We start from the raw sequence: 24,923 nt of genomic DNA, 5'->3' as shown, positions 1-24,923 counted from the left end.
GCCGCGGCGCAAAGAACAGGACGAATCTCTCCTTCATGGGGTCCGCATGCCCGCGCTTGCCGCCACCCGACAGGACATCCCCGTCTACGCCCTCTATGGCGAGGTGGACGCGCCGCATCTGCCGCTCGCCGTCCATGCCGAGACCATCTCCAGCCGCTCCTCCGGTTTCGACTGGCGCATCGCCCCGCACCGACACTCGCATCTGTTCCAGGCGTTGCTGATCACCGAGGGTCATGCGGTGGCGAGCGCGGAGGGCGAGCGCGTCGGCCTTCCGGCCCGCTCGCTCGCCTGGGTGCCGCCGCTCTGCGTCCACGCCTACGACTTCACGCCGGGCACCGTCGGCATCGTCGTCAGCGTTCCGGCCTCGCTCCTGTCGGCCGGGCTGGCGCTCGCCCCGTCGGTCCTGTCGCGGCTCGGGCGCTTTGCGGCCGTCTCCGTTCCCGAGGGCGATGCGCAGTGGGACGAGGCCGAGTTCCTGTCGCGCACGCTTCTCACCGAACATCAGACGCCGGCTCCAGGGCGGGAGGCGGCGCTCCTGTCGCGCGCGACCCTGCTGGCGCTCTGGACCGCGCGGCAGACGGCGGCCGGGTCCAAGGCCCACGCGCCGGCCAACGAGCGCCCCGGCGCCGCGCTCGTCCGGCGCTTCCTCGAAGCGGTGGAAAGCGACTATGCCGAGCACCGCCCGCTCGCCGACTATGCGAGGCGGTCCGGCGTCTCGCTCGCCCATCTCCACCGCGTCTGCCGCGCCGTCACGGGGCGCTCGCCCGCACGGCTGATCCAGGACCGGCGGCTCGTCGAGGCCAAGCGCCATTTGACCTATACGGCGCTGCCGGTCGCGCAGATCGCCTATCGCCTCGGGTTCGAGGATTCGGCCTATTTCAGCCGCTTCTTCCGTCAGCGCACGGGCATGAGCCCGCTGCAGTATCGACGCGCCGCCGACGCAGGAGCGCCGGGCGAGAGCGGCCGATAGCCTCTCGCGTCCGTTCCCGAGGCCGTTCCGACGGACGCGTCCGCCGGACGGGCTTCATGCGGGCGAGGCGAGGCGCCGGGCGGCGTCGGCGAGGCTGGCGAGGAAGATTTCCGCCGCGATCGAGACCGCCCCTCCGGCGCGCTGGGTGACGCCGACCGCGCCCATGGTGGTGCGCATGTCGAGCGGGAGACGGGCGAGGGTTCCCTCGGCCATGTCATGGCCGACGACGCCTTCGGAGATGAACCACACCGCGTCCGTTTCGCGAACGAAGGTTCGGCCGAAGGCCAGCGAGACGGATTCGACGATCCGCGATGCCGGCGGAATGCCCGAGACGAGCAGGAACCGGTCGACGGCCGCGCGGATCACCGAGCCGGGCGGCGGCAGGATGAGGAGGCAGGCTGCGATGTCCTCCGGCCGAAGGCGCCCGCGATCGAGCAGCGGATGACCGGGCCGCACGGCGAGGCAGAGGGGTTCGGCATAGAGCGGCTGGAAGTGGAAGCCCGCCATCGTCTCCGGTTCGGCCATTCGGCCGATGACGATGTCGAGCTGGCCTTCGCGAAGAAGGTGCAGAAGATGATCGTTCGGACCCGTTACGATGCGGGGAACCGCGCCGAGGCCTTCGCCGAGAAACAGGCGGACCGCCTCTGGCATCAGGCGGGACGAGACGGTCGGCAAGGCGCCGATCCGCAGGGGCAGGGAGGACGGATCGCGTGCCGAGGAGAGGGCGCGGGCGCCCTCGTCGAAGCTGTTCAGCCCCGCCTCGGCATGGCGCAGGAAGAGCGAGCCGAAACGGGACAGCGAGATGGTCCGGCCCGAGCGGTCGAACAGCGCCACGCCCAGAAGCGTCTCCAGTTCGCGCAAGGTCTTGGAGACGGCGGGCTGGGTGACGTTCAGGGCGCGCGCGGCGCGTGACATGGAGCCGGCGCGCGCGACGGCCACGAAGGTCGAGAGATGCCGAAGACGCACGGCGGCATCGAGAGCCATTCTTTACCCCTGGGTTATCAGACCGGCACGAAACCTCATTTTACATGACTTCAGGGTGCTGGTAATCCTCCAGCTACGGGAGAGGGAGAGACGATGGCCTTCGCGGACGTCAACGGGCAGATCCTGCATTATCGAGTGGCCGGGACGGCGGGCGGACCGCGCCTCGTCTTCTCCAATTCGCTCGGCTCGGATGCGCGCATCTGGGACGAAGTGGTCGGGCGACTGGCGGGAACGTTCGAAATCCTCCTCTACGACAAGCGAGGGCACGGCCTGTCGAGCGCGCCTTCCGGCGACTACGCGATCGCGGACCATTCCGCCGATCTGCTGGCGCTCCTCGACCGGCTGGGCTGGGACGAGGTCTCGCTGGTCGGCCTTTCGGTCGGTGGGCTGATCGCGCAGGACATCGCCATCCGGCACTCCGAACGGCTCGTGCGCCTCGTGCTTCTCGACACCGCGTCCAAGATCGGTGGGCCGGAGCTCTGGAACGGGCGTATCGACGCGATCCGCCAAGGCGGGCTCGCCTCGATCTCCGAGGGCGTGATCGGACGCTGGTTCACGGACGGCTTCGCACGCCGGCGCCTCGCGGACCTCTCCGGTTGGCGCCACATGCTCGAACGCACGCCGGCCGACGGCTATTGCGGCACCTGTGCCGCGATCCGCGACGCGGACCTGACGGGCGAGCTGGGCTCGATCGCCGTCCCGACGCTCGTCGCGGTCGGCGATGCCGATCTCTCGACGCCGCCGGACCTCGTCCGGGCGACCGCCGAGGCGATTCCCGGCGCGCGCTTCGAGGTCATCGAGGCGGCCGGGCATCTGCCCTGCATCGAGCAGCCGGACGCCGTGGCGGCGCTGATCCGGGCTCATCTTTCGGGAGTGGACGCATGAGCGGGACCGAGCCGACCGAACGCTACCGGACGGGAATGGCCACGCGCCGCAAGGTGCTGGGCGACGCCCATGTGGACCGGGCGAGCGCGTCGATCACCGAGTTCGACCGGGGGTTCCAGACCTTCATCACCGAGGGCGCCTGGGGATCGGTCTGGTCGCGGCCGAACTTCACGTTGCGCGAGCGCTCGATCGTGACCATCGCGCTGCTCGCCGCGCTCGGTCAGGACGAGGAGGTCGCCATGCATGTGCGGGCGACGAGGAACACCGGAGCGAGCGCGGACGACATCGCGGAGGCGCTGATGCACGTCGCGGTCTATGCCGGAGTGCCGGCCGCCAACCACGCCATCAAGATCGCCAAGAGGACGCTCGCGGAGATGGAGGGAGACTCCCAATGACCTTCTTTCCGCGCGACCGCGCCTGGCACCCGGCGCCGCTCGCCCCGTCCTACAAGTCGACGATTTTGCGCGCCCCGCGCGGCGCGCTCCTGTCGATGCCGGCCACCCCGTCCGAGACGACCGGCCCGGTCTTCGGCCACGACGTCCTCGGCCCGCTCGACCACGACCTCATCCGCAACTACGGCAAGGACGGCGCTGAGGCGATCGGCCAGCGCATCGTCGTCTACGGAAGGGTGCTGGACGAGAACGCGCGGCCCGTGCGCGGTGCGCTCGTGGAGGTCTGGCAGGCCAATGCCGGCGGGCGATACCGCCACCACAAGGAAGGCTACGTCGCGGCGCTCGACCCGAATTTCGGCGGCTGCGGCCGCGTCATCACGGACGAGGACGGCGCCTACGCCTTCCGCACCATCCGGCCGGGCGCCTACCCATGGCCGAACGGCGTCAACGACTGGCGCCCGGCGCACATCCACTTCTCGGTCTTCGGCGAGGCCTTCGCCCAGCGGCTCGTGACGCAGATGTATTTCGAGGGCGATCCGATGATCCGGCAATGTCCGATCGTGCGGACGATCGACGACGAGCGCGCCATCGACCAGCTCGTCGCCGCCCTCGACCGCAACGCCACGCTTCCGATGGACGCTCTCGCCTACAAGTTCGACATCGTGCTGCGCGGACGCCGCTCGACCTTCTTCGAGAACCGCCCGGAGGGGAACTGATGGTCCAGCCGCTTTCCTATCTGAAGGAGACGCCGTCGCAGACGGCCGGCCCCTACGTCCATATCGGCACCAATCCGAACTGGGTGGAGATCACCGGCGTCTACGAGAAGGACCTCGGTCTCGTCCTCGTCGGCCCGCAGGCGAAGGGCGAGCGCATCCTGATCGAAGGGCAGCTCTTCGACGGCGCGGGGAGCCCTGTGCGCGATGCGCTCATCGAGATCTGGCAGGCGGATGCGGACGGGTTCCACAACTCGCCGGGCGAGACGCGCGGCACGGCCGATCCGGATTTCAGCGGATGGGGGCGGCTGCCGACCGACGAGAAGGACGGTTCCTTCCGCTTCGAGACCGTCAAGCCGGGGGTCGTGCCGCTGCCCGACGGGCGCCGTCAGGCGCCGCACGTGACGGTCTGGATCGCGGCGCGCGGCATCAATGTCGGGCTGCACACCCGGCTTTACTTCGAGGACGAGGCGGAGGCGAACGCGGCCGACCCCCTGCTCCAGCGCATTCCCGAACCGGCGCGACGCGACACGCTGATCGCGAAGCGCTCGATGCGCGACGGACTGGCGGTCTACCGCTTCGACATTCGCCTTCAGGGAGACGGCGAGACCGTCTTCCTCGACATCTGACGGGAGCAGGCACGATGGTGGACAAGACGGTCGCGAGCCTCGCAGAGGCCGTGGCGGACATTCCGGACGGCGCGAGCGTGATGATCGGCGGCTTCGGCGGCTCGGGCGCGCCGATCGAGCTGATCCACGCGCTGATCGACCGGTTCCTCGAAACCGGGAGCCCGAAGAATCTGACGGTGGTCAACAACAATGCGGGCAACGGCCATGTCGGGCTCGCGGCGATGATCGAGCAGGGCATGGTCGCCAAGCTGATCTGCTCCTTCCCGCGCTCGGCCGATCCGCGCGTCTTCACCGAGCGCTATCTGGCTGGCCAGATCGAGCTGGAGCTCGTGCCGCAGGGCACGCTCGCCGAGCGCATCCGGGCCGGGGGCGCCGGCATTCCGGCCTTCTACACGCCGACGAGCTACGGCACGGATCTGGCGGCCGGCAAGGCTGTCGAGGAGTTCGACGGCCGGCCTTACGTGCGCGAACTGTGGCTGAAGGCGGACTACGCGCTGGTGAAGGCCAAGGCCGGAGACCGGCTCGGCAATCTGACCTACAACAAAGCCGCGCGGAATTTCGGGCCGCTGATGTGCACGGCGGCGGCGGTCGCCATCGTGCAGGTCTCGCAGGTCGTGGAGCCCGGCGCGATCGACCCGGAAGCCGTGGTGACACCCGGCATCTTCGTGCAGCGCGTGGTCGAGGTTTCCGACCCCGCGCAGGAAGAGGATCTCAACCGCGCGGGCGCCGCGCATCCGAAGGTGACGGCATGACCGCGAGGCTTTCCAACGCTCAGATCGCGTGGCGCGCCGCGCAGGACATCGCCGACGGCGCCTATGTCAATCTCGGCATCGGCCTGCCGGAAATGGTGGCGCGCTTTCAGCCGGACGGGCGCCAGGCGATCTTCCACACCGAGAACGGCATTCTCGGCTTCGGCGAGGCGCCGCCGGCCGGTCAGGAGGACTGGGACCTGATCAACGCCGGCAAGAAGGCCGTGACGCTGAAACCCGGCACCGCCTTCTTCCACCACGCCGACAGCTTCGCCATGGTGCGCGGCGGCCATCTCGACGTCGCCATCCTCGGCGCCTTCGAAGTGGCCGAGACCGGCGACCTCGCCAACTGGTCGACCGGCCCGAAGGGCATTCCCGCCGTCGGCGGGGCGATGGACCTCGTCCACGGCGCCAAGCGCGTCGCGGTCATCACCGACCACGTAACCAAGGACGGGCGGCCGAAGCTGCTGCAGGCCTGCTCGCTGCCGCTGACGGGTGTCGCCTGCGTGACGCGCGTCTATACCAGCCTTGCCGTCGTCGATGTCGAGAACGGGCGTTTCGTGCTTCGCGAGAAGCTCGCCTCGATCTCGCTGGACGAACTGCAAGGGATGACCGGAGCCAAGCTCCACACCGACGGCACCGTCGCCGACCTGACCGCACCGGAGCTTTGAGACCCATGCCCGACGCCTTCATCTGCTCCTATCTGCGCACGCCGATCGGCCGTTTCGGCGGTTCGCTCTCCTCGGTGCGCGCCGACGATCTCGGGGCAGTGCCGCTGCGCGCGCTCATGGAGCGGCATTCCTCCGTCGACTTCGAGGCGGTGGACGACGTGATCTACGGCTGCGCCAACCAGGCGGGCGAGGACAACCGCAACGTCGCGCGCATGTCCTCGCTGCTCGCGGGCCTGCCGGTCGGCGTCTCGGGCACGACCGTCAACCGGCTCTGCGGATCGGGCATGGACGCCGTCATCATGGCCGCGCGCGCGATCAAGGCCGGCGAGGCCGAGCTGATGATCGCGGGCGGCGTCGAATCCATGTCACGCGCGCCCTTCGTCCTGCCGAAGGCCGAAAGCGCCTTCTCGCGCTCGGCCGAAATTCACGACACGACCATCGGCTGGCGCTTCGTGAATCCGCTGATGAAGAAGCAGTACGGCGTCGATTCCATGCCGGAGACGGCCGAGAACGTCGCGGCCGACTACTGCGTGTCGCGTCAGGACCAGGACGCCTTCGCGCTGCGCTCGCAACAGAAGGCGGTGACCGCGCAGGAGAACGGCCGTCTGGCTCGGGAGATCGCGGCGGTGACGATCCCCCAGCGCAAGGGCGAGCCGAAAATCGTGAGCTCGGACGAGCATCCGCGCGGCGACACCACGCTGGAAGGGCTCGCCAAGCTCAAGGCGCCGTTCCGCGAGGGCGGATCGGTGACGGCGGGCAATGCATCGGGCGTCAACGACGGGGCGGCGGCGTTGATCGTGGCGAGCGAGGAGGCGGCCCGGCGCCACGGGCTGACGCCGATCGCGCGCATTCTCGGCGGCGCCACGGCCGGCGTTCCGCCCCGCATCATGGGCATCGGACCCGCACCGGCCTCGCAGAAGCTCATGGCGCGGCTGGGCCTGACGGCCGCCGACTTCGACGTGATCGAGCTGAACGAGGCCTTCGCCAGCCAGGGTCTGGCGACGCTTCGCGAGCTGGGCATCGCCGACGACGATGCCCGCGTGAACCCGAATGGCGGCGCCATCGCGCTCGGCCATCCGCTGGGCGCTTCGGGCGCGCGGATCGCCGGGACGGCGGCGCTGGAGCTGTCCCTCAACGGCGGACGACGCGCGCTCGCCACCATGTGCATCGGCGTCGGGCAGGGCATCGCGATCGCGCTGGAGCGCGTGTGATATGAGCGGGCTTGCCGCCGGCATCGCCTCCGACGAGGAGATCGCCCGCTTCTTCTCGGCCGAGGCCGAAATCGAGGCGATGCTCGTCTTCGAACGCGAGCTGGCGGGCGCGCAGGCCGAGTTCGGGATCATCCCGGCCGAGGCAGCGCTCTCGATCGCTCGGGCGACGAAAGCCTTCGACCCCGATCTCGACGCGCTCGCAAGCGGCATGCTGCGCGACGGCGTGCCGGTTCCGGCGCTGGTGAAGGCCCTTCGGGCGAGCTTGGGCGAGCCGCATGCGGCTCATCTCCATAAGGCCGCGACGAGCCAGGACGCGGTCGATACCGGCCTCATGCTTCGTTTGAAGGACGTGCTGCAAGTCCTTGCGCTGCGGTGCGATCGCGTTCTCGCCGTGCTGGCCGTGACGGCTCGCGACGAAGGGGCGAAGCCCTTGATGGCGCAGACGCGGATGCAGGCGGCGCTAGCCTTCACCGTCGCGGCCAAGATCGCGACCTGGACGCGCCCGCTGGCCGACCATCGCGCCCGCCTCCTCGATCTCAACGATCAGCTGCAGATCCAGCTCGGCGGCCCTGTGGGCGACGGCGCGTCCTTCGGACTGGACCATCTTCGGCTTCGCGAAATGCTCGCCGCGCGGCTGAGGCTGATGGACGCCGAGCCTTGGCACTCGGATCGCACCCTCATCCTCGACCTCGCGCAGGGGCTGGCGCTCCTGACCGGGACGCTCGGCAAGATCGGTCAGGACGTGGCGCTGCTGGCCCAGACCGAGCGCGGCGCCGTCCGAATCGCCGGGGCGGGGGGCTCGTCCGCCATGGCGCACAAGCAGAACCCGGTCGCGGCCGAACTTCTGGTGGCTCTGGCGCGGCTCAACGCCGGTCTCCTCGGGACGCTGGCACAGAGCCTCGTCCACGAGAACGAGCGGTCGGGCGCGGCATGGACGCTGGAATGGCTGATCCTTCCGCAGATGGCCGAGGCGGCGGGCGCCGCGCTGCGCCATGCCGAGGGGCTGATCGCCAACCTGGAATTCACCGGCCGCTGATCGCCGACCCCGTCGCATTCCGCTATGGCCTTGCGCCAGCCGACATCGGCGCGGCAGTGTGCCGCCGGCATTCGAATGGCAGAACGGGAGGATCGACGATGGGCGGACGGACGACAGGTGCGAGGCTTCTGACGGAAGCGCTGAGCATCAACGGTGTCGAGCTGATCTTCGGCGTTCCGGGCGAAAGCTATCTCGCCGTCCTCGACGCCCTCGTCGATCACCCCGAGATGCGATTCGTCACGACGCGGCACGAATCCGGCGCGTCCTTCGCGGCGGAAGCGGCCGGCAAGCTCACGGGCCGCCCCGGCATCTGCTTCGTGACGCGCGGTCCCGGCGCGACCAACGCCTCGATCGGCCTGCACACGGCGCAGCAGGACTCGACGCCGATGATCCTCTTCATCGGGCAGGTCGCGCGCGACATGAAGGAGCGCGAGGCGTTCCAGGAGATCGACTATAAGGCCTATTTCGGCTCCATCGCGAAATGGGTCGCCGAGATCGACGACGCCACGCGCATTCCCGAATTCGTCAGCCGCGCCTTTCATGTCGCGATGAACGGCCGTCCGGGCCCGGTGGTGCTGGCGCTGCCGGAGGACATGCTGTCCGGCGAGACCGACCAGCGCGCCGCAGCGCCCGCCGCCGTGCCCGCTCCGCCCGCACCGCGCGCCGCCGACATCGCCGCTCTGCGCCAGAGGCTGGGCGAGGCCAGGCGCCCGCTCGTCATCGCCGGCGGCGGGGGCTGGAGCGCGCGCTGCGCCGACCTTCTCGCGCAGTGGGCGACGCGCGACGGCCTGCCCGTCGGGCTCGAATTCCGCTGCCTCGACTATCTCGACAACGAGCACCCCTCTTATGTCGGCGATGTCGGGATCGGCGTCGCCGCCCCGCTCGCCAAGCGGATCCGCGAGAGCGACTGCCTGATCCTGCTCGGCGCGCGCATGGGCGAGATGCCGAGCTCGGGCTACACGCTGCTCGACATTCCCGAGCCCCGCCAGCCGCTCGTCCACATCCATCCGGGGTCCGAAGAGCTCGGCCGCGTCTACCGGCCGACACTGTCGATGAACGCGTCGAGCGAGGCGTTCCTGGAAGCGATGCTCGACGGCCCGGCCATCGATTCGAGCGCCTGGGCGGACGAGACGAAGGCCGCGCGGGCCGATTTCGAGCGCGGTCGCGGCGACGTGCCGACCCCGCCGGGCGCGGTCGATCCCGGCGCGATCGTGCGAACGGTGCGCGCGCTCGCCCCGGAGGCGATCGTCTGCAACGGGGCCGGAAACTACGCGACCTGGGTCCACAAGTTCTGGGTCCACCGCGACTACCGCACGCAGCTGGCGCCGACCAACGGCGCCATGGGCTACGGCGTGCCGGCGGCGGTCGCGGCCGGGTTCGTCGCGCCGGAGCGGCAGGTCGTGTGCTTTGCCGGCGACGGCTGCTTCCTGATGACGGGCCAGGAGCTGGCGACGGCCGTGCGCCATCGCCTCAAGATCCTGTTCCTCGTCATGAACAACGGCATGCTCGGCACGATCCGCATGCATCAGGAGAAGCATTATCCGGCCCGCGAGAGCGCGACCGCGCTGACCAACCCGGACTTCGCGGCCTATGCGCGTGCCTTCGGCGCGCATGGCGCGACGATCGAGCGCACGGAGGATGCCGAACGGGTTCTTCGCGAGGCGCTGGCGGCGGACGGGCCGGCGCTGATCGAAGTGCGCGTGGACCCCGAAGCGCTCAGCCTTCGCCGGACCCTGACGCAGATCCGCGAAGGCGCCTGAACGGCGAGCTCAGTTCAGCCGGCCGCTGAGGCAGCGCCGATAGGCGCGTTCGGCGGCGGCCTCGGCGTTGGCGCGGGAAAAGCCCCGCGCGCCGAAGCTGTCGCCGGAATCGTGGAGATCGCTGTAGACGTTGTAGTATGTCTGCCGAGCGTAGTTCTCGCAGCGCGAGCCCGACCGCTCAGGCGGGATTTCGAACGTGCCGTAGACGACGCCCGTCTGGGCGACGCAGCCTGACAAGGCAAGAAGGGGCAGGGCGAGAAGGGGCAGAGCGAGCCGGGCGGCCTTCATGACGGGTCTCCATCGTTCGAAGCAGTCCCGCTCCGATCGTGCCCATCGAAACGCGCCCGAGGGCGTGTTCGATCCTTCCAGGCGGGAGAGTGCGGTCCGGTCGGCCACGCGGGCGCAACTCCTCGGTTCCGCTTTGCGCCGCGATGTTCTATGGGACGCGCGCGAGCAACGATGATCGACGAGGGTGCCATGGACTTCGCCACCGCGCGGGTGAAGATGGTCGACAACCAGATTCGGACGACCGACGTCACCGATCTGGAGATCCTGCGGGCCTTCCTGAATGTGCCGCGCGAGCTGTTCGTGCCGCGCGAGCGGCGCGACCTCGCCTATATCGGCGCGGACATCCCGCTGGCGCCCGGCCGTTTTCTGATCGAATCCTCGCCCTTGGCGAAGATGTTGCAGCTCGCGAGCATCGATAGCGACGACCGCGTTCTGATCGTCGGTTGCGGCACCGGCTATTCATGTGCCATCGCCGCCCGCCTCGGCCAGTCGGTCGTCGGGCTGGAGGAGAACGAGGAGCTCGCCGCTTCCGCGCGTTCGGCTCTTGCGGAGGCCGGCGTCGAAGGCGTGGAGATCGTTCAGGGGCCGCTGGCGGCGGGCCTGCCGAAGGCCGCGCCGTTCGACGTGATCCTGCTCGAAGGGGCGGTGGACGAGGTGCCGTCCGCGCTGGTCCAGCAGCTCGCCGAGCGGGGTCGTCTCGTCGCCGTGGTCGGCCACGGCAATGCGGGCATGGCCAAGCTGTTCGTGCGCGACGGCGAGATCGTGTCCGACCGGTTCGGCTTCAATTGCAGCCTCCCGGCGCTTCCGGGCTTTCGCAAGGAACGCGGCTTCGTCTTCTGAGGGCGGCGAGGTGTCGTGCGGAAAGCACATCGGCACCGCATAACATGCAAGCGTGTTTGTAAAGCGCTGGCGCGAGGGAAGCCTTCGTGCCATCACTGCCTCCGCGATGGAGCATCGCAGGTGGTTCGCCGGTCGGCCGACCCTCCATGCCCGTCGCGATGCGAGGGGTGACGAATGCAAAACCGCTGGTTGACTTCGACGGTCGCGGGTCTCGGCCTTCTGTGGTTCGGCGCAGCGGGGGCCGACGCTCAGACCCTGCGCGAGGCCATGGCGCAGGCCTACACCAACAGCCAGAACCTGAACGTGGCCCGTGCCGGGCAGCGGGCGACCGACGAGGGCGTGACGCAGGCGCGTTCCGCCATGCGGCCCTTCATCACCGGCAGCGCCGGGGCGCAGGCCCAGCGCACCCGCACCACCTTCGGCGACAATCTGCCGAACCAGCGCGGCCGCTCCGAATCGCTTTCGGCCGGCATTCAGATCAATCAGCTTCTCTTCGACGGGTTCGAGACCGCCAACAACGTCATGTCCGCGCAGTCCCAGGTGCGCTTCGGGCAGGCGAATCTGGCGAACACGGTCCAGAACGTCCTTCTGGACGCCGTGACCGCCTATATGGACGTGCGCCGCGACCGGCAGGTCGCCGAGTATCGCCGTCAGGATCTGGAAGCGGTGCGCGAGCAGGTCCGCGCCGCCGACGCCCGGTTCGAAGTGGGCGAGGGCACTCGCACCGACGTGGCGCAGGCCCAGTCGCAGGAGGCGCTGGCGACGGCGCTTCTGAACTCGGCCCTGGCGCAGGTCGCGGTCAGCGAGGCCAATTATCTCGACGTGATCGGCGACGCGCCGGGCTCTCTCGCCGCGCCCGTGCGCCCGCCGGAGAACCTGATGCCGCGCTCCATCGCGCAGGCGCTCGAAATCTCCCAGGCCGAACATCCCGCCATCCAGGCGCAGCTCTTCGCGGTCGAGGCAGCCTCCTTCCAGGTGAAGGCGGCGGAGGGGTCGCTTCTGCCCGAGCTGCGGATCACCGGCTCGGTCGACAACGTCTACGCGCTGAACGAGACGCGCGGCGGCACGAGTGCGGGCGGCGGAGGCGGCGGCTTCGACGACCTGCCCGGCGTTCGTCCGAACGTCACGACCCAGAATCAGGTCTCGGCCACGATCGGCGCTCAGCTGACCATCCCGATCTATCAGGGCGGTCTCAACGCCTCGCAGGTCCGCGAGGCGAAGGAAGTCCTCGGCCAGCGGCGGATCGAGGTCGATCTGGCGCGCGACCAGGTGCGTGCGCTCGTCGCCGCCTCCTACGCCCAGCTCCAGGCGGCCGAAGCCAACGTGACGGGTTATCGCGCGCAGCTCGCCGCCGCACAGCTCGCCCTCGGCGGCGTGACGGAGGAGCGCTCTGTCGGCCAGCGCACGACGCTCGACGTCCTGAACGCGCGGGCGGACGTGATCTCCGCGCAGGTGCTGCTCGCCGGTTCGCAGCGAGACGTGATCGTCGCCGCCTATCAGCTCCTTTCGGCCATCGGCCGGATGGACGCCGTGCAGCTGGCGCTCGCGGTCGAGATCTACGATCCGGAGGAGCATTACCGGCAGGTCGAGGACAAGTGGCACGGATTGCGCACGCCGGACGGCCGCTGACCGTCCATCCGAGCCTCGAAGCACGGAATTTCTGTAGAAGATGCCCTGTGAACCTCTTCGAAGGGATTCAGTGCGGCGCCCAATGCGGCTAGCTTCGTCTCGTTGATTCGCCGGCGGTCGGCGGGTCGCCCGGCAGAGCGGAGCCGTTCGATGACCAGAGCCAGCGCTGTCCAGGAGCCGTCGATGGACGAGATCCTGGCCTCCATCCGGAGGATCATCGAGAACAGCGACGAAAGGCCTGAAACGCCGAAGGCCGACGATGCGCCGTCGAGCGGCGTGTCGCGGCTGCGCCCTTCCGCCGACGCCGGCCCCATGCTTCGCGTCGCGACGGAGCGGGGTGTCGAGCGGGCCGTGGAGGCGCAAGCCCCCGAGCCGGTGCCTTCGGCCGAGCAGCCTGTCTTCTCGTCCCGCGACGAGGACGATCTGGCGCGGCGCCTGCGTGAGGAGCTCGAGGCCGAGGCCTTCGGCGACTGGCCGACCCTCGACGAGGTTTCGTCGGAGACGGCCGAGCCGTCCAAGAGCGCCGCGAACGAGACGTTCGCGGCCAGTTCGCTCCGCATCGAACGCGACGCATCGAAGGAGAACGCCATGCAGGGCCTTCCCGCCGATCTCTTGAAGGAGCTCGAAGCCAAGGCCGACGGTCTGGACCGGGGCGAGGGGGGCGCGCGCGCCGAGACGCCCGCTCCGTTCAACCCGGCCAACAGCGACAGCCCCCGCATGCACGAGTTCCGAGCCGCCGTTCTGGACGATGCCGGGCAGGAAGCGCGCGGGTCCGACGCCCCGCTGATTTCCGGCCGCACCGGCGATCTCGTCGGCGCCTCCTTCGACGAGCTGGCACGGGCCATCCGCGAGGGCGAGCTGCGCTCGCTGGAGGACATGGCGCAGGAGATGCTGCGCCCCATGCTGCAGGACTGGCTGGACGACAATCTGCCCAAGCTCGTCGAGCGGCTGGTCCGCGAGGAGATCGAGCGCGTGGCGCGCGGCGGACGCCGCTGAGGCGTAAAGCTCGGCGACGGGCGTTCGTTGACAGGTTCGAAAGCTTCCCTGTAACGGCAGGGCAAAGCTCTCCCGAACGCCCGGACATTCAAAGATGATCGAGAAGACCTACGACGCCGCCTCCATCGAGCCGCGGGTCGCGGCGCTGTGGGAGGAGGCCGATGCCTTCGCGGCGGGACGCGGCGCGCGCGAGGGCGGCGAGGCCTTCTCCATCGTCATTCCGCCGCCGAACGTCACCGGCTCGCTCCATATCGGCCATGCGCTGAACAACACGCTGCAGGACGTGCTCGTCCGGCATCGCCGCATGCTCGGGCAGAACGTGCTCTGGCAGCCGGGCCTCGACCATGCGGGCATCGCGACGCAGATGGTCGTCGAGCGCCAGCTCATGCAGCGCCAGGAGCACCGTCGCACGATGGGCCGCGAGGCCTTCGTCGAGCGCGTCTGGCAGTGGAAGGAGGAATCGGGCGGGGCGATCCTGAAGCAGCTGCGCCGGCTCGGCGCCTCCTGCGACTGGGGCCGCGAGCGCTTCACCATGGACGAGGGCCTGTCGCGCGCCGTCCTGAAGGTCTTCGTCCAGCTCTATCGCGAAGGCCTGATCTACAAGGACAAGCGTCTCGTCAACTGGGACCCGAAGCTCCTGACCGCGATCTCGGATCTGGAGGTCGAGCAGCGCGAGATCCAGGGGCATCTCTGGCACATCCGCTATCCGATCGAGGGTCGGCGCTACGACATCGAGGACCCGACGAGCTACATCACGGTCGCGACGACGCGCCCCGAAACCATGCTCGGCGATTCGGGCGTGGCGGTGAACCCGGAGGACGAGCGCTACGCGGGCATCGTCGGCGCAAAGGCGCGCCTGCCGCTCGTCGGACGTCTGATCCCGATCGTCGCCGACGACTACGCCGACCCGGAAGCGGGTTCGGGCGCGGTGAAGATCACGCCCGCGCACGACTTCAACGATTTCGAGGTCGGCCGCCGGCACGATCTCGCGCAGATCAACGTTCTGGCGCCGGACGGCACGATCGACCTTCGCGACAATGCCGAATTCCTGGAAGGGCTGTTCGAGGAGGACGGCGAGCGCGCCGTCGGTATGTTCCAGGGGCTCGACCGCTTCGTCGCGCGCGCCCTCCTCGTCGACTGGCTGCAGTCGGAAGGCTACCTCGCCAAGATCGAGGACCACACCCACATGGTGCCGCACGGCGACCGGGGCGGAGTGCCGGTCGAGCCGTTCCTGACCGATCAGTGGTACGTGGACGCGGCGACGCTCGCAAAGCCCGCGCTCGCCTCCGTGCGCGAGGGGCGCACCGTCTTCGTCCCGAAGAACTGGGAGAAGACCTATTTCGAGTGGATGGAGAACATCCAGCCCTGGTGCATCTCGCGCCAGCTCTGGTGGGGCCATCGCATTCCCGCATGGTACGGCCCGGACGGCGAGATCTTCGTCGACGAGGACGAGGAGACGGCGGTCGCGGCGGCGCTCGCGCACTACGTCCTGAACGGCACGATCACCGAGGACCGGGCGCGCGAGATGGCGGAGAACCCGGCCGAGCGCGAGGGCTTCATCACCCGCGACGAGGACGTGCTCGACACGTGGTTCTCCTCCGCGCTGTGGCCGTTCTCGACGCTCGGCTGGCCGGACGAGACGCCCGAGCTGAAGACCTACTACCCGACGAACGTGCTCGTCACGGGCTTCGACATCATCTTCTTCTGGGTCGCCCGGATGATGATGATGGGCCTGCACTTCATGGACGAGGAGCCCTTCGGCACGGTCTATGTCCACGCGCTCGTGCGCGACAAGACCGGCGCCAAGATGTCGAAGTCGAAGGGCAACGTCGTCGATCCGCTCGACCTGATCGACGAGTACGGCGCGGACGCGCTGCGCTTCACGCTCGCCATCATGGCCGCGCAGGGGCGCGACGTGAAGCTCGACCCGCAGCGCATCGCCGGCTACCGCAACTTCGGCACCAAGCTCTGGAACGCCACGCGCTTCGCCGGCATGAACGGCGCGATCCACGACGTCCATCTGAAGCTCGACGCCATCGAGCTTCCGTTGAACCGCTGGATCGTGACGGAGCTGTCGCGCGCGGTCGCGGAGACCGACGCCGCGCTCGCGGCCTATCGCTTCAACGATGCGGCAGCAGTGATCTATCGCTTCGTCTGGAACTCGTTCTGCGACTGGTATCTGGAGCTGTCGAAGCCCGTCTTCCTCGACGGAACGGAGGAGGAGAAGGCCGAGACGCGTCGCGTCACCGGCCACGTGCTCGACCGCATCTTCGCGCTGCTGCACCCGTTCATGCCGTTCCTGACCGAGGAGCTGTGGGCGCTGACCGCGCCGAAGGGCGAGAGCCGGCCGCAGCTCCTGTGCCATTCGCATTGGCCGTCGGCCTCGTTCGAGGACCCCGAGGCCGCGGCCGACATCAACTGGCTGATCGAGCTCGTCGGCGAGATCCGTTCCGTTCGCGTCCAGATGAACGTTCCGGCCGGAGCGGAAGCCGAGCTCGTGGCGATCGCGCCCGACGAGGCGACGGCCGCGCGGATGGAGCGCCACGGTCCGGCGCTGCGTCGCCTCGCGCGGCTGAAGTCGGTGTCCTCGGCGGGCGAAGCGCCGGCGCAGTCGGCACAGCTCTTCGTCGGCGGCACGGGCTTCGCCATTCCGCTGGCTGGCATGATCGACATCGACGCCGAGCGCGCGCGGCTGACCAAGGCGCGCGCCAAGGCGCTCGACGAGGTCGCGCGGATCGACAAGAAGCTCGGCAACGAGCGCTTCGTCGCCAACGCGCCGGAGGAGGTGGTGGAGCAGGAGCGCGAGAAGCGTGCCGCCTACCTCGCGGAAGCGGAGGCCCTGGCCGCAGCTCTCGAACGCCTGTCCTGACGCGAGGCCTCTGGCTCGATCTGTCACATTCCGGCCACGGTTGCTTCTCTTCCGTTTACGGAAGGGGAGCGCCCCCTCGGTGGGGTGGTTGGTGAAATTGAAGCCGTATGAAGGACTTGTGTAAGAAATCTCGTCCAGCGTCGTAACGTCAACGCGCCGTTCGGCCCCGCGATCCGTATTCCCAAAGCCGCCGTCTAACCATAGCGTGTGGAACAGGAGGCCGGCACGCGAAGCCGGAGACTCGGGGAATTCAAGGGTCTGGGAGACTGGGGATGCGGACACTCACGAAGCTTGCAGCCGGAACGGCGCTCGTTCTGACGATGGCGGCGACGGCCAATGCCGGCGGTTTCCAGCGCGGAACGGCCGACACCGACATTCTCTTCGAGCGGGGCTCCTTCTCGACCCGCACCGGCCTGACCTACGTCAACCCGAACCGCGGCTTCACCTCGGTCAACGGCGTGTCCGTCGACGGCGGTGATTACACGGGCAACTACCAGATCCCGTCCGCCTCGGTGATGTTCGGCGGCGACGCCTTCGCCTGCGCCGGCCACTACACCGAGAGCTTCGCGGCCGAAGCCGACTATCGCGGCCTTCCGGGCGCCGCGCTGCCGGAGTTCTCCGGACAGCCGGGCATCACCTCGCGGACGCAGACGATCGAGTTCGACTCCAACGAGTTCGGCGCGACCTGCCGCGTGAGCTACACGGCCGAGGCCGGGCGCTTCTCGCTTCTCGGCGGCGTCTTCTTCGAGGACTTCAACTTCCAGGGCACGAGCCTCGGCGAGCGCAGCCTGAACCCGGCGCTGGCGGCTGCCAGCCCGGCTCTTGCGGGTCTTCTGGCCGCGACCGGGTCCACGGTCTTCCTGCCGAGCGCCGTGTCCGTCGATTCCCGCGGCGGGTACGAGGCGGGCTACCGGGTCGGCCTCGCCTACGAGCGTCCGGAGATCGCGCTGCGCATCCAGGGTCTCTACCGTTCGGAGGTCGAGCACGACTCGATCCGCGGCGACGGCCAGGTTACCATCACCGACACGGCCCTCGTTCGTCGCGGCGATCAGGTCCTGACGATCCCGACGGCGTTCGGTCCGGCCTTCGGCGCGGGCATCAGCGGCGCGCTCGCGGGCCGTGTGCCGCCGGCCGGAGCGGTGATTCCGGTCGAGTCGGCGCTCAACACCGCCATCAGCCCGCAGAGCTTCACGCTCTCGGCTCAGACCGGCATCGCGGAAGGCACGCTGCTTCTCGCCTCGCTGCGCTGGACCGACTGGTCGACCAACGGCACGGTCGTCTCGACGATCTCGAGCGCTGCGCTCGGCACCTCCTCCACGATCCAGCCCTACAACTGGCGTGACGGATACACGGCGAGCCTCGGCCTCGGCCGCGCCTTCAACGAGACGGTCGCCGGCTCGATTTCGATCGGCTACGACCGCGGCGTCTCCACCGGTTCGGACACGACCTACACCGACCTCTACACGGTCTCGGGCGGCATCTCGCTGCGCCAGAGCTTCGCTGAACTGCGCCTCGGCGGCCTCGTCGGCTACTGGACGGACGGCGAGCAGCGGGTCTCCGACGGGGCCTATTTCGACGCGACGGTCGGTGACGACTGGGTCTACGGCGCCAACGCCTCGCTGAAGTTCACGTTCTGAGGGCTTCGACCGGCCACGGGCCGGTCCGATGATCGTACTCGAGAGGGCGGGCCGGTCGGCTCGCCCTTTTTCGTTCGAGGCTTTCCGCTCGAAGCTTCCCGTCGCGGAAGGGCGCATCTGTGGACCCGTCGCAACACTATTGCAGGATGGCATCGGCTAGGGTCCGCGCCGGGAAACGCGCCGTGCTGCCGCCATAATGGAAGCACACCGAAGGGCGCGTCGAATGAACCGGACCTGAACGCGATCGGGGAGTTGCGTTCGAGAAGCCCGGGGTGAGAGACGAAGGAGCGAGGGGCATGGACGTAACGGTCACGAACAAGGACAGACTGCCGAGCCGGTACGTCACCGAAGGGCCGGCGCGCGCGCCGCACCGCTCCTACCTCTACGCGATGGGCCTGACCAAGGAAGAGATCCACCAGCCGCTCGTCGGCGTCGCCTCGTGCTGGAACGAGGCCGCGCCCTGCAACATCTCGCTGATGCGCCAGGCGCAGGTGGTGAAGAAGGGCGTCGCGGCCGCCGGCGGCACGCCGCGCGAGTTCTGCACGATCACCGTCACCGACGGCATCGCCATGGGCCACCAGGGCATGAAGGCCTCGCTGGCCTCGCGCGACCTGATCGCCGACTCGGTCGAGCTGACCATGCGCGGCCACGCCTATGACGCGCTCGTCGGCCTCGCGGGCTGCGACAAGTCGCTGCCGGGCATGATGATGGCGATGGTTCGCCTGAACGTGCCCTCCGTCTTCATCTATGGCGGCTCGATCCTGCCGGGCAATTTCCGCGGCAAGCAGGTGACCGTCCAGGACATCTTCGAGGCCGTCGGCATGCACTCCGTCGGCAAGATGAGCGACGACGACCTCGACGAGATCGAGCAGGTCGCCTGTCCCTCAGCCGGCTCCTGCGGCGCGCAGTTCACCGCCAACACGATGGCGACCGTCGCCGAGGCGATCGGCCTCGCGCTTCCCTATTCCTGCGGCGCGCCGGCCCCCTACGAGGTGCGCGACCGCTTCAACCGCGCCTCGGGCGAGATCGTGATGGAGCTGCTGGCCCGCAACATCCGCCCGCGCGACATCGTCACGCGCAAGGCGCTGGAGAATGCGGCGACCGTCGTAGCGGCCTCGGGCGGCTCGACCAATGCGGGCCTGCACCTGCCGGCCATCGCGCATGAATGCGGGATCGAGTTCGACCTTTTCGACGTCGCCGAGATATTCAAGAAGACGCCCTACATCGCCGACCTCAAGCCGGGCGGCCGCTACGTCGCCAAGGATATGTTCGAGGCGGGCGGCATCCCGCTCCTGATGAAGACGCTGCTGGAGCACGGCTTCCTGCATGGCGACTGCATGACCGTGACGGGCCGCACGCTCGCCGAGAACATGGAGAAGGTCGCCTGGAACGCCGAGCAGGACGTGGTCCGTCCGGCCGACAATCCGATCACGGTGACGGGCGGCGTTGTCGGCCTTCGCGGCAATCTCGCGCCCGACGGCGCGATCGTGAAGGTCGCGGGCATGTCGAACCTCAAGTTCACCGGCCCGGCGCGCTGCTTCGATTCGGAAGAGGCCTGCTTCGAGGCGGTCTCCAAGCGTTCCTACGAGCCGGGCGAGGTTCTGGTGATCCGTTACGAGGGCCCGAAGGGTGGCCCCGGCATGCGCGAGATGCTGTCGACCACGGCCGCGCTCTACGGGCAGGGCATGGGCGACAAGGTGGCGCTCATCACGGACGGGCGCTTCTCGGGCGCGACGCGCGGCTTCTGCATCGGCCATGTCGGGCCGGAGGCGGCGGTCGGCGGACCGATCGGGCTCCTGAAGGACGGCGACGTCATCACGATCGACGCGGTGTCCGGCACGATCGAGGTCGATCTCTCGGACGAGGAACTGGAGGCGCGCCGCGCCACATGGGCTCCGCGCGAGACGAATTTCGGCTCGGGCGCGATCTGGAAGTACGCGCAGCAGGTCGGCCCGGCGCGGGGCGGTGCCGTCACCCATCCGGGCGGGGCGGCGGAAAAGCACACCTATGCGGATATCTAGAGCCTTTCGGGCCCTTACGGAAATGCTCTGCCGGCGGGCATTCGGCCTCGAGATCAAGGGGCCGGACAAGGCCGTAGCGGGGCTACGGACGCAGGCCGGGACCGATGGGATCGAGCCGAATGCACCCGGCCCTTCGGGTTTGCGGTCGCCGGGCGCCCGCGTTGTCGGACTGCTCAGCCGTAGCCCGCTACGGCCATCGCAGTCCTCCTTGCAGGCGCGCACGGCGAGCCGACAAACAGAGCGATTTCGTAAAGACCTGAAAGGCTCTAGAACGGTCTTCGCGGTCTTGCTTGTGGGACTTGGCTGGGCGGGGCTCGCCCCCGCCCAGGCCCTCGACCCGTCGCTGTCGTCCGGTTTCTCCGGCAAGTCCTCCCGCGAGATCTTCAGCCTCGGCTACGGCGCCTATCAGCGCGGCGAGAAGGAAGAGGCGTTCGACACGCTGAACCTCGCCGCCGAGCGGGGCCACGCCGGAGCGCGCTGGAAGCTCGGCCAGATGTACGCCACCGGCGACGGCGTGGCCGAGAACGACTACGAAGCCTTCAAGATGTTCGAGCGCATCGTCCGCGACCAGGGCGAGGACGGCGCCTTCTCGCAGAACCGCGCCTATATCGCGAGCGCCGTCGTCGCGCTCGCCCAGTATATCCGCGACGGTATTCCCGGCTCGCCCATCGTGGCCGATCCGGCGCAGGCACGGCTCCTGTTCAGTCAGGCCGCCTCCTACTATGGCGAGCCGCACGCCCAGTTCGAACTGGGGCGCATGCTGCTGCGGGGCGAGGGCGGCTCGGCCGATCCCCGCCAGGCGGCACGCTGGCTGCAGCTCGCGGCCCGCAAGGGCCATGTGAAGGCGCAGGCGCTGCTTGGCTACCTCCTGTTCGATGGCACCAGCATCCAGGTTCGCGCGGAGCCGGTCAAAGGCCTCGCCATGCTGACGCGCGCGCTGCGCGACGCGACGCCCGCCGAGCGCGAATGGATCCGCCCGCTGCAGGAAGAGGCGTTTTCCCTGTCCAGCGAAGACCAGCGGCGCACGGCGCTCGCGTCCGTCGAGCGGACGGTTCAGTAGGGTCGCGTCTTCGGTCGCGTTCTTTGCTAAGTGACGGGTATCCTGCCGTAACGCCGGCGCTGGGATAACCTTGATGCCGCATCATCCCGTCGGTCCACGCAATCGCTCGAACATGCGTCATGCGCTGACGCCTGCCGAATTGAAGCTCTGGAACGCGGTTCGCGCGCATCGGCTGATGGGGCTTGGCTTTCGCCGCCAGCATCCGATCGATCGCTTCATCGTGGACTTCGCTTGCCCCGAGCGCCGGCTGATCGTTGAACTCGACGGTTCCGGCCATGGGGACGAGTGTCAGGTCATTCGGGATGACGCGCGGACGCGGACGCTGGAAGTGCTCGGCTGGACCGTATTGCGCTTCTGGAACGACGAAGTGCTGGGAGATCTCGACGGCGTCTGCCGGCATATCGTGATTTCGGCAGGATTGGGTGTGCCGAACTCAGTTCTAGGAGGTGGTGATTAATTCACCCCCCTCTGCCTGCCGGCATCTCCCCCTCAAGGGGGGAGATCGATCATATTTCGCCTGTGCTTCCCTCGATCGGGGGTCGCAGGACGGACCAGCTTCGATCTCCCCCCTTGAGGGGGAGATGCCCGGCAGGGCGAGGGGGGTAAAGTCCTCGACCGAAAGGCGAAGACCTAAGCCGCCAACTCCACGATCAGCGGCACGTGATCCGACGGTCGCTCCCAGCCGCGCACATGCGCGTCGATCCCGACCGAGACGAGCCGCGAGGCGGCTTCCGGCGACAGGAGCGCATGGTCGATGCGGATGCCGTTGTTCTTCTGCCAGGCGCCGGCCTGATAGTCCCAGAACGTGTAGAGGCCCGCGCGGTCGCTCGTGGCCCGCAGCGCCTCGGTCATGCCGAGATGGACGAGCCGGCGGAAGGCGGCGCGCGTCTCCGGCCGGAACAGCGCGTCGTCCACCCAGACCTCCGGGTTTCTGGCGTCCTCGGCTTGGGGGATGACGTTGTAGTCGCCGGTGAGGACGAAGGGGATCTCCTCCGCCAGCCGACGTCGCGCATGGGCTTCCAGCCGCGCCATCCAGGACAGTTTGTAGGGAAACTTCTCGCTCTCGACCGGATTTCCGTTCGGCAGATAGAGGGAGGCGACGCGCACCGGACCGGAGGGGGAGTCGTAGACGGCCTCGATGAAGCGGGCGTGCTCGTCGGTGTCGTCGCCGGCCAGCCCGCGCTCGACGCTGCCCTCGCGTGGGCGGACCTTGGAGATCAGCGCGACACCGTTGAAGCCCTTCTGGCCGTGTGTCTCGACGTGCCAGCCTTTCGCCTCCAGCGCCTCGCGCGGGAAGGCTTCGTCCTGGCTCTTGATCTCCTGAAGGCAGGCGACGTCCGGCTGGCGTTCCTCCAGCCAGGCGAGGAGCACGTCGAGGCGCGCCTTGACGCCGTTGATGTTGAAGGTCGCGATCAGCATGTCACACCGGGCCGGAGAGAGTCGTGTCCAGATAGCCGGCCGGATCGGGTTCGTCGCGCATCATCGTGTCGCGGAAGGCGCGGCGCTCGAAATCGACGACCGCACCCTCCCAGACGCAGAAGCACAAATCCCCGCCGGAGCGGTTCGTGAACTCGAACGGGCCTTCGACAGGGGCGGAGAAGAGATGCTGGCAGAGAATCGCACCGTCGATCCAGCGCTCGACCAGGAGCCACAGCGCATCCTCGCCGGCATGCAGGACGACGAAGCCGAGGCGATGCTCGTGGAAGCGCTCGGCCCGTGCGGCCAGCGCGGCGGCGACGACGGGGCGCGCGGCCTCGAGCATCTCCTCGCTGACGGCGCGCCCTGCCGCCTCCAGCGCGTAGAGCTTGAGGTCGTGGCCCTCGATCGTCTCGCGGCCGACCGGGCGCACGGTACGGGTCCGATAGGCGGAGAGCCGCTCCGCTCCCGGAACCGGTCTGCCCACGCGCGTCAGATCGAGAAGGAGGTGCCGCAGCCGCAGGCCGCCACGGCGTTCGGATTACGGATCTGGAAGGACTGGCCCATCAGATCGTCGACGAAATCGATGACCGAGCCGTCCATGTAGGTGATCGACATCGGGTCGATCACCACCCGCGCGCCGTCCTTCTCGAAGACCAGATCGTCCGGCTCTTCCTCGTGCGTGAGGTCGTATTTGTAGGAGAAGCCGGAGCAGCCGCCGCCCTCCACCGAGATGCGGAGCGCGGTCTCGGAGCCCGACTTCTTCAGGATCGACGCGACGCGCTTGAAGGCGGCGTCGGAGACGGTGACGGGGGTGCCTGCAGTGTCGCTCATGTCGTGAATGTCCCGGCCGCGATGAGGCGCGGCCTCGGTTGTTGCGGGTTGGTCCCTAAGGTATGGACGCGGGCGCGGAGGGTCAATCGCAGCCGACCCGTCAGCACTGGGCCAAGGACGATCGAATGCTCGCCATCGGGCTGGGACGCGAGGCGCTCGCGCCTTACGGATGCGATCACCGGCGAAGCCGGGGGCGGCTCCACGCCGAACCCGAAAGCCGAACGCGCACCGCCTTCCAGCGGGACCGGGACCGGATCGTCCACTCCACCGCCTTCCGGCGTCTGGCGCACAAGACGCAAGTCTTCGTCGCGCACGAGGGCGACCATTTCCGCACCCGGCTGACCCATACGATCGAGATGTCGCAGATCGCGCGCGCCTTCGCACGGGCTCTGCGGCTTGACGAGGACCTCACCGAAGCGATCGCCCTCGTCCACGATTTCGGGCACACGCCCTTCGGCCATGCGGGCGAGCGGGCCCTGCACCGCGCGATGGAGGCGCATGGCGGCTTCGATCACAACGCGCAGGGGCTGCGGATCGTCACGGCGCTGGAGCGGCGCTACGCGGCCTTCGACGGGCTGAATCTCTCCTTCGAGACACTGGAGGGGCTGGTGAAGCACAACGGCCCTCTGACCGGGCCCTTCGCCGGGCATGAGCCGGTTCCGCGCCCGATCGCGGACTTCGACGCGGACTATCCGCTCGATCTCGCTCGCTTCGCCAGCCTGGAGGCGCAGGCGGCGGCGATCTCCGACGACATCGCCTACAACACGCACGATCTCGACGACGGGCTGCGCGCCGGGCTGATCGAGCTCGACGACCTCGCCGAACTGGATCTGGCGGGCTCGATCCTTTCGCAAATCCGCGCCGCCCATCCGGCCCTGAGCCGCGAGCGCACCATCCAGGAGGTGATGCGCCGCCACATCACGGCGATGGTCGAGGACGTGATCGAGCGGTCCACCCGCGCGATCGAAGCGGGCGGCATCGAGACGCTGGAGGACGTGCGGGAGGCCAAGCATACGATCGTCGACGTCTCCCCGGCGATGCGGCGTTCGCTGGACCAGACTCGCGCCTTCCTGTTCGAGCGCGTCTATCGCGCGCCGTCGGTGATGGCTGTGATGAGCGGGGCCGAGGGCGTCGTGACCGATCTCTTCGCGCGTTACTCGGCCGACCCGCACGAGATGGGCGCGGCCTGGCGCGATGATCTCGACGGCGCAGAAGAGGGGCGGCGGCTGCGACGCGTGGCCGATTATCTCTCCGGCATGACCGACACCTTCGCGCTCGCGGAGCACCGCCGTTTGTTTGACGCCACCCCCGAATTGCGCTAGCGCGCCTGTCT

23 protein-coding genes and 1 pseudogene are annotated in these 24,923 nt (G+C 68.8%); 19 read left to right on the top strand and 5 right to left on the bottom strand.

What is annotated here, in order from left to right; all coding sequences use genetic code 11:
• The first annotated feature begins 46 nt into the window (after window positions 1-46).
• Window positions 47-970 (top strand): helix-turn-helix domain-containing protein, encoded by a 924-nt coding sequence (locus AC6R2M_RS10365; RefSeq protein WP_500481822.1) that lies wholly within the window; start codon window positions 47-49, stop codon window positions 968-970.
• A gap of 54 nt (window positions 971-1,024) precedes the next feature.
• Here AC6R2M_RS10365 and pcaQ read toward each other — a convergent pair whose 3' ends face one another.
• A complete protein-coding gene (gene pcaQ, locus AC6R2M_RS10360; RefSeq protein WP_500481820.1) occupies window positions 1,025-1,954 on the bottom strand; it encodes a pca operon transcription factor PcaQ in 930 nt (309 codons plus the stop codon).
• Window positions 1,955-2,047: 93 nt separating this feature from the next.
• Here pcaQ and pcaD point away from each other — a divergent pair, with 93 nt between their 5' ends.
• From pcaD to AC6R2M_RS10315, 9 genes are all read left to right on the top strand, one after another.
• Window positions 2,048-2,839, top strand: coding sequence for a 3-oxoadipate enol-lactonase (pcaD, locus tag AC6R2M_RS10355; protein WP_500481818.1), 792 nt, complete (start codon window positions 2,048-2,050; stop codon window positions 2,837-2,839).
• Window positions 2,836-3,234: a 4-carboxymuconolactone decarboxylase gene (pcaC, locus tag AC6R2M_RS10350; RefSeq protein WP_500481816.1), complete on the top strand. Its 399-nt coding sequence runs from the start codon at window positions 2,836-2,838 to the stop codon at window positions 3,232-3,234. The genes pcaD and pcaC overlap by 4 nt, the downstream gene beginning before the upstream one ends.
• Window positions 3,231-3,947, top strand: coding sequence for a protocatechuate 3,4-dioxygenase subunit beta (gene pcaH / locus AC6R2M_RS10345; protein ID WP_500481814.1), 717 nt, complete (start codon window positions 3,231-3,233; stop codon window positions 3,945-3,947). Before pcaC ends, pcaH begins: the two co-directional genes overlap by 4 nt.
• Window positions 3,947-4,573 (top strand): protocatechuate 3,4-dioxygenase subunit alpha, encoded by a 627-nt coding sequence (gene pcaG, locus AC6R2M_RS10340; protein ID WP_500481812.1) that lies wholly within the window; start codon window positions 3,947-3,949, stop codon window positions 4,571-4,573. Before pcaH ends, pcaG begins: the two co-directional genes overlap by 1 nt.
• A 17-nt stretch (window positions 4,574-4,590) precedes the next feature.
• The gene (locus tag AC6R2M_RS10335) at window positions 4,591-5,325 is read left to right on the top strand and encodes a 3-oxoacid CoA-transferase subunit A (RefSeq protein ID WP_500487562.1); all 735 of its coding nucleotides are present in this window, start codon (window positions 4,591-4,593) and stop codon (window positions 5,323-5,325) included.
• On the top strand, window positions 5,322-5,993 hold the full coding sequence (locus AC6R2M_RS10330) for a 3-oxoacid CoA-transferase subunit B (protein WP_500481810.1): 672 nt from the start codon (window positions 5,322-5,324) through the stop codon (window positions 5,991-5,993). The genes AC6R2M_RS10335 and AC6R2M_RS10330 overlap by 4 nt, the downstream gene beginning before the upstream one ends.
• Window positions 5,994-5,998: 5 nt before the next feature.
• Window positions 5,999-7,204, top strand: coding sequence for a 3-oxoadipyl-CoA thiolase (gene pcaF / locus AC6R2M_RS10325; protein WP_500481809.1), 1,206 nt, complete (start codon window positions 5,999-6,001; stop codon window positions 7,202-7,204).
• 1 nt (window position 7,205) lies between these two features.
• Window positions 7,206-8,240 (top strand): 3-carboxy-cis,cis-muconate cycloisomerase, encoded by a 1,035-nt coding sequence (locus AC6R2M_RS10320; protein ID WP_500481807.1) that lies wholly within the window; start codon window positions 7,206-7,208, stop codon window positions 8,238-8,240.
• 98 nt (window positions 8,241-8,338) lie between these two features.
• Complete coding sequence (locus tag AC6R2M_RS10315) at window positions 8,339-10,000, top strand: thiamine pyrophosphate-binding protein (RefSeq protein WP_500481805.1); 1,662 nt, start codon at window positions 8,339-8,341, stop codon at window positions 9,998-10,000.
• 9 nt (window positions 10,001-10,009) lie between these two features.
• On the opposite strand, the gene AC6R2M_RS10310 is transcribed toward AC6R2M_RS10315, so the two are convergent.
• Window positions 10,010-10,288 carry a hypothetical protein gene (locus AC6R2M_RS10310; protein WP_500481803.1) on the bottom strand — a complete coding sequence of 93 codons (279 nt, stop codon included), beginning with the start codon at window positions 10,286-10,288 and terminating at the stop codon, window positions 10,010-10,012.
• 189 nt (window positions 10,289-10,477) lie between these two features.
• Between AC6R2M_RS10310 and AC6R2M_RS10305 the strand changes: the two genes are divergently transcribed.
• The 8 genes and pseudogenes from AC6R2M_RS10305 (at window position 10,478) to AC6R2M_RS10270 (ending at window position 21,797) form a co-directional block, all read left to right on the top strand.
• Window positions 10,478-11,128 (top strand): protein-L-isoaspartate O-methyltransferase family protein, encoded by a 651-nt coding sequence (locus AC6R2M_RS10305; RefSeq protein WP_500487561.1) that lies wholly within the window; start codon window positions 10,478-10,480, stop codon window positions 11,126-11,128.
• A gap of 174 nt (window positions 11,129-11,302) precedes the next feature.
• Window positions 11,303-12,757 carry a TolC family outer membrane protein gene (locus tag AC6R2M_RS10300; RefSeq protein ID WP_500481801.1) on the top strand — a complete coding sequence of 485 codons (1,455 nt, stop codon included), beginning with the start codon at window positions 11,303-11,305 and terminating at the stop codon, window positions 12,755-12,757.
• A gap of 783 nt (window positions 12,758-13,540) precedes the next feature.
• Window positions 13,541-13,753 (top strand): annotated as a pseudogene (locus AC6R2M_RS10295) (PopZ family protein); the annotation flags it as partial.
• A 94-nt stretch (window positions 13,754-13,847) separates the two neighbouring features.
• On the top strand, window positions 13,848-16,622 hold the full coding sequence (locus tag AC6R2M_RS10290) for a valine--tRNA ligase (protein ID WP_500481799.1): 2,775 nt from the start codon (window positions 13,848-13,850) through the stop codon (window positions 16,620-16,622).
• 272 nt (window positions 16,623-16,894) lie between these two features.
• Window positions 16,895-18,259: a long-chain fatty acid transporter gene (locus AC6R2M_RS10285; protein ID WP_500481797.1), complete on the top strand. Its 1,365-nt coding sequence runs from the start codon at window positions 16,895-16,897 to the stop codon at window positions 18,257-18,259.
• 296 nt (window positions 18,260-18,555) lie between these two features.
• Window positions 18,556-20,280, top strand: a complete 1,725-nt coding sequence (gene ilvD / locus AC6R2M_RS10280) for a dihydroxy-acid dehydratase (protein ID WP_500481795.1) — start codon at window positions 18,556-18,558, stop codon at window positions 20,278-20,280.
• Between the two features lie 292 nt (window positions 20,281-20,572).
• Window positions 20,573-21,340, top strand: coding sequence for a tetratricopeptide repeat protein (locus tag AC6R2M_RS10275; protein ID WP_500487559.1), 768 nt, complete (start codon window positions 20,573-20,575; stop codon window positions 21,338-21,340).
• 73 nt (window positions 21,341-21,413) lie between these two features.
• Window positions 21,414-21,797, top strand: coding sequence for an endonuclease domain-containing protein (locus tag AC6R2M_RS10270; protein ID WP_500481793.1), 384 nt, complete (start codon window positions 21,414-21,416; stop codon window positions 21,795-21,797).
• A gap of 173 nt (window positions 21,798-21,970) precedes the next feature.
• On the opposite strand, the gene xth is transcribed toward AC6R2M_RS10270, so the two are convergent.
• The 3 genes from xth to erpA are packed head-to-tail and all read right to left on the bottom strand — an operon-like array spanning window position 21,971 to window position 23,590.
• Window positions 21,971-22,759 carry an exodeoxyribonuclease III gene (xth, locus tag AC6R2M_RS10265; RefSeq protein WP_500481791.1) on the bottom strand — a complete coding sequence of 263 codons (789 nt, stop codon included), beginning with the start codon at window positions 22,757-22,759 and terminating at the stop codon, window positions 21,971-21,973.
• Between the two features lies 1 nt (window position 22,760).
• Window positions 22,761-23,243 (bottom strand): hypothetical protein, encoded by a 483-nt coding sequence (locus AC6R2M_RS10260; protein WP_500481789.1) that lies wholly within the window; start codon window positions 23,241-23,243, stop codon window positions 22,761-22,763.
• Between the two features lie 5 nt (window positions 23,244-23,248).
• On the bottom strand, window positions 23,249-23,590 hold the full coding sequence (erpA, locus tag AC6R2M_RS10255; RefSeq protein WP_500481787.1) for an iron-sulfur cluster insertion protein ErpA: 342 nt from the start codon (window positions 23,588-23,590) through the stop codon (window positions 23,249-23,251).
• Between the two features lie 125 nt (window positions 23,591-23,715).
• Here erpA and AC6R2M_RS10250 point away from each other — a divergent pair, with 125 nt between their 5' ends.
• Window positions 23,716-24,912, top strand: a complete 1,197-nt coding sequence (locus AC6R2M_RS10250; protein ID WP_500481785.1) for a deoxyguanosinetriphosphate triphosphohydrolase — start codon at window positions 23,716-23,718, stop codon at window positions 24,910-24,912.
• The last annotated feature ends 11 nt before the right edge of the window (window positions 24,913-24,923 follow it).

This window comes from Aureimonas sp. CAS (genome assembly GCF_059838215.1).
Note: the sequence above shows the minus strand (reverse complement) of the source record. Positions and strands in the feature narration are given on the sequence as shown.

Bases quoted from the DNA above. Each gene is read 5' to 3' on its own strand.
- AC6R2M_RS10365 (WP_500481822.1), top strand. From the start codon at position 47: ATGCCCGCGCTTGCCGCCACCCGACAGGACATCCCCGTCTACGCCCTC.
- pcaQ (WP_500481820.1), bottom strand. From the start codon at position 1,954: ATGGCTCTCGATGCCGCCGTGCGTCTTCGGCATCTCTCGACCTTCGTG.
- pcaD (WP_500481818.1), top strand. From the start codon at position 2,048: ATGGCCTTCGCGGACGTCAACGGGCAGATCCTGCATTATCGAGTGGCC.
- pcaC (WP_500481816.1), top strand. From the start codon at position 2,836: ATGAGCGGGACCGAGCCGACCGAACGCTACCGGACGGGAATGGCCACG.
- pcaH (WP_500481814.1), top strand. From the start codon at position 3,231: ATGACCTTCTTTCCGCGCGACCGCGCCTGGCACCCGGCGCCGCTCGCC.
- pcaG (WP_500481812.1), top strand. From the start codon at position 3,947: ATGGTCCAGCCGCTTTCCTATCTGAAGGAGACGCCGTCGCAGACGGCC.
- AC6R2M_RS10330 (WP_500481810.1), top strand. From the start codon at position 5,322: ATGACCGCGAGGCTTTCCAACGCTCAGATCGCGTGGCGCGCCGCGCAG.
- pcaF (WP_500481809.1), top strand. From the start codon at position 5,999: ATGCCCGACGCCTTCATCTGCTCCTATCTGCGCACGCCGATCGGCCGT.
- AC6R2M_RS10320 (WP_500481807.1), top strand. From the start codon at position 7,206: ATGAGCGGGCTTGCCGCCGGCATCGCCTCCGACGAGGAGATCGCCCGC.
- AC6R2M_RS10315 (WP_500481805.1), top strand. From the start codon at position 8,339: ATGGGCGGACGGACGACAGGTGCGAGGCTTCTGACGGAAGCGCTGAGC.
- AC6R2M_RS10310 (WP_500481803.1), bottom strand. From the start codon at position 10,288: ATGAAGGCCGCCCGGCTCGCTCTGCCCCTTCTCGCCCTGCCCCTTCTT.
- AC6R2M_RS10305 (WP_500487561.1), top strand. From the start codon at position 10,478: ATGGACTTCGCCACCGCGCGGGTGAAGATGGTCGACAACCAGATTCGG.
- AC6R2M_RS10300 (WP_500481801.1), top strand. From the start codon at position 11,303: ATGCAAAACCGCTGGTTGACTTCGACGGTCGCGGGTCTCGGCCTTCTG.
- AC6R2M_RS10290 (WP_500481799.1), top strand. From the start codon at position 13,848: ATGATCGAGAAGACCTACGACGCCGCCTCCATCGAGCCGCGGGTCGCG.
- AC6R2M_RS10285 (WP_500481797.1), top strand. From the start codon at position 16,895: ATGCGGACACTCACGAAGCTTGCAGCCGGAACGGCGCTCGTTCTGACG.
- ilvD (WP_500481795.1), top strand. From the start codon at position 18,556: ATGGACGTAACGGTCACGAACAAGGACAGACTGCCGAGCCGGTACGTC.
- AC6R2M_RS10270 (WP_500481793.1), top strand. From the start codon at position 21,414: ATGCCGCATCATCCCGTCGGTCCACGCAATCGCTCGAACATGCGTCAT.
- xth (WP_500481791.1), bottom strand. From the start codon at position 22,759: ATGCTGATCGCGACCTTCAACATCAACGGCGTCAAGGCGCGCCTCGAC.
- erpA (WP_500481787.1), bottom strand. From the start codon at position 23,590: ATGAGCGACACTGCAGGCACCCCCGTCACCGTCTCCGACGCCGCCTTC.
- AC6R2M_RS10250 (WP_500481785.1), top strand. From the start codon at position 23,716: ATGCTCGCCATCGGGCTGGGACGCGAGGCGCTCGCGCCTTACGGATGC.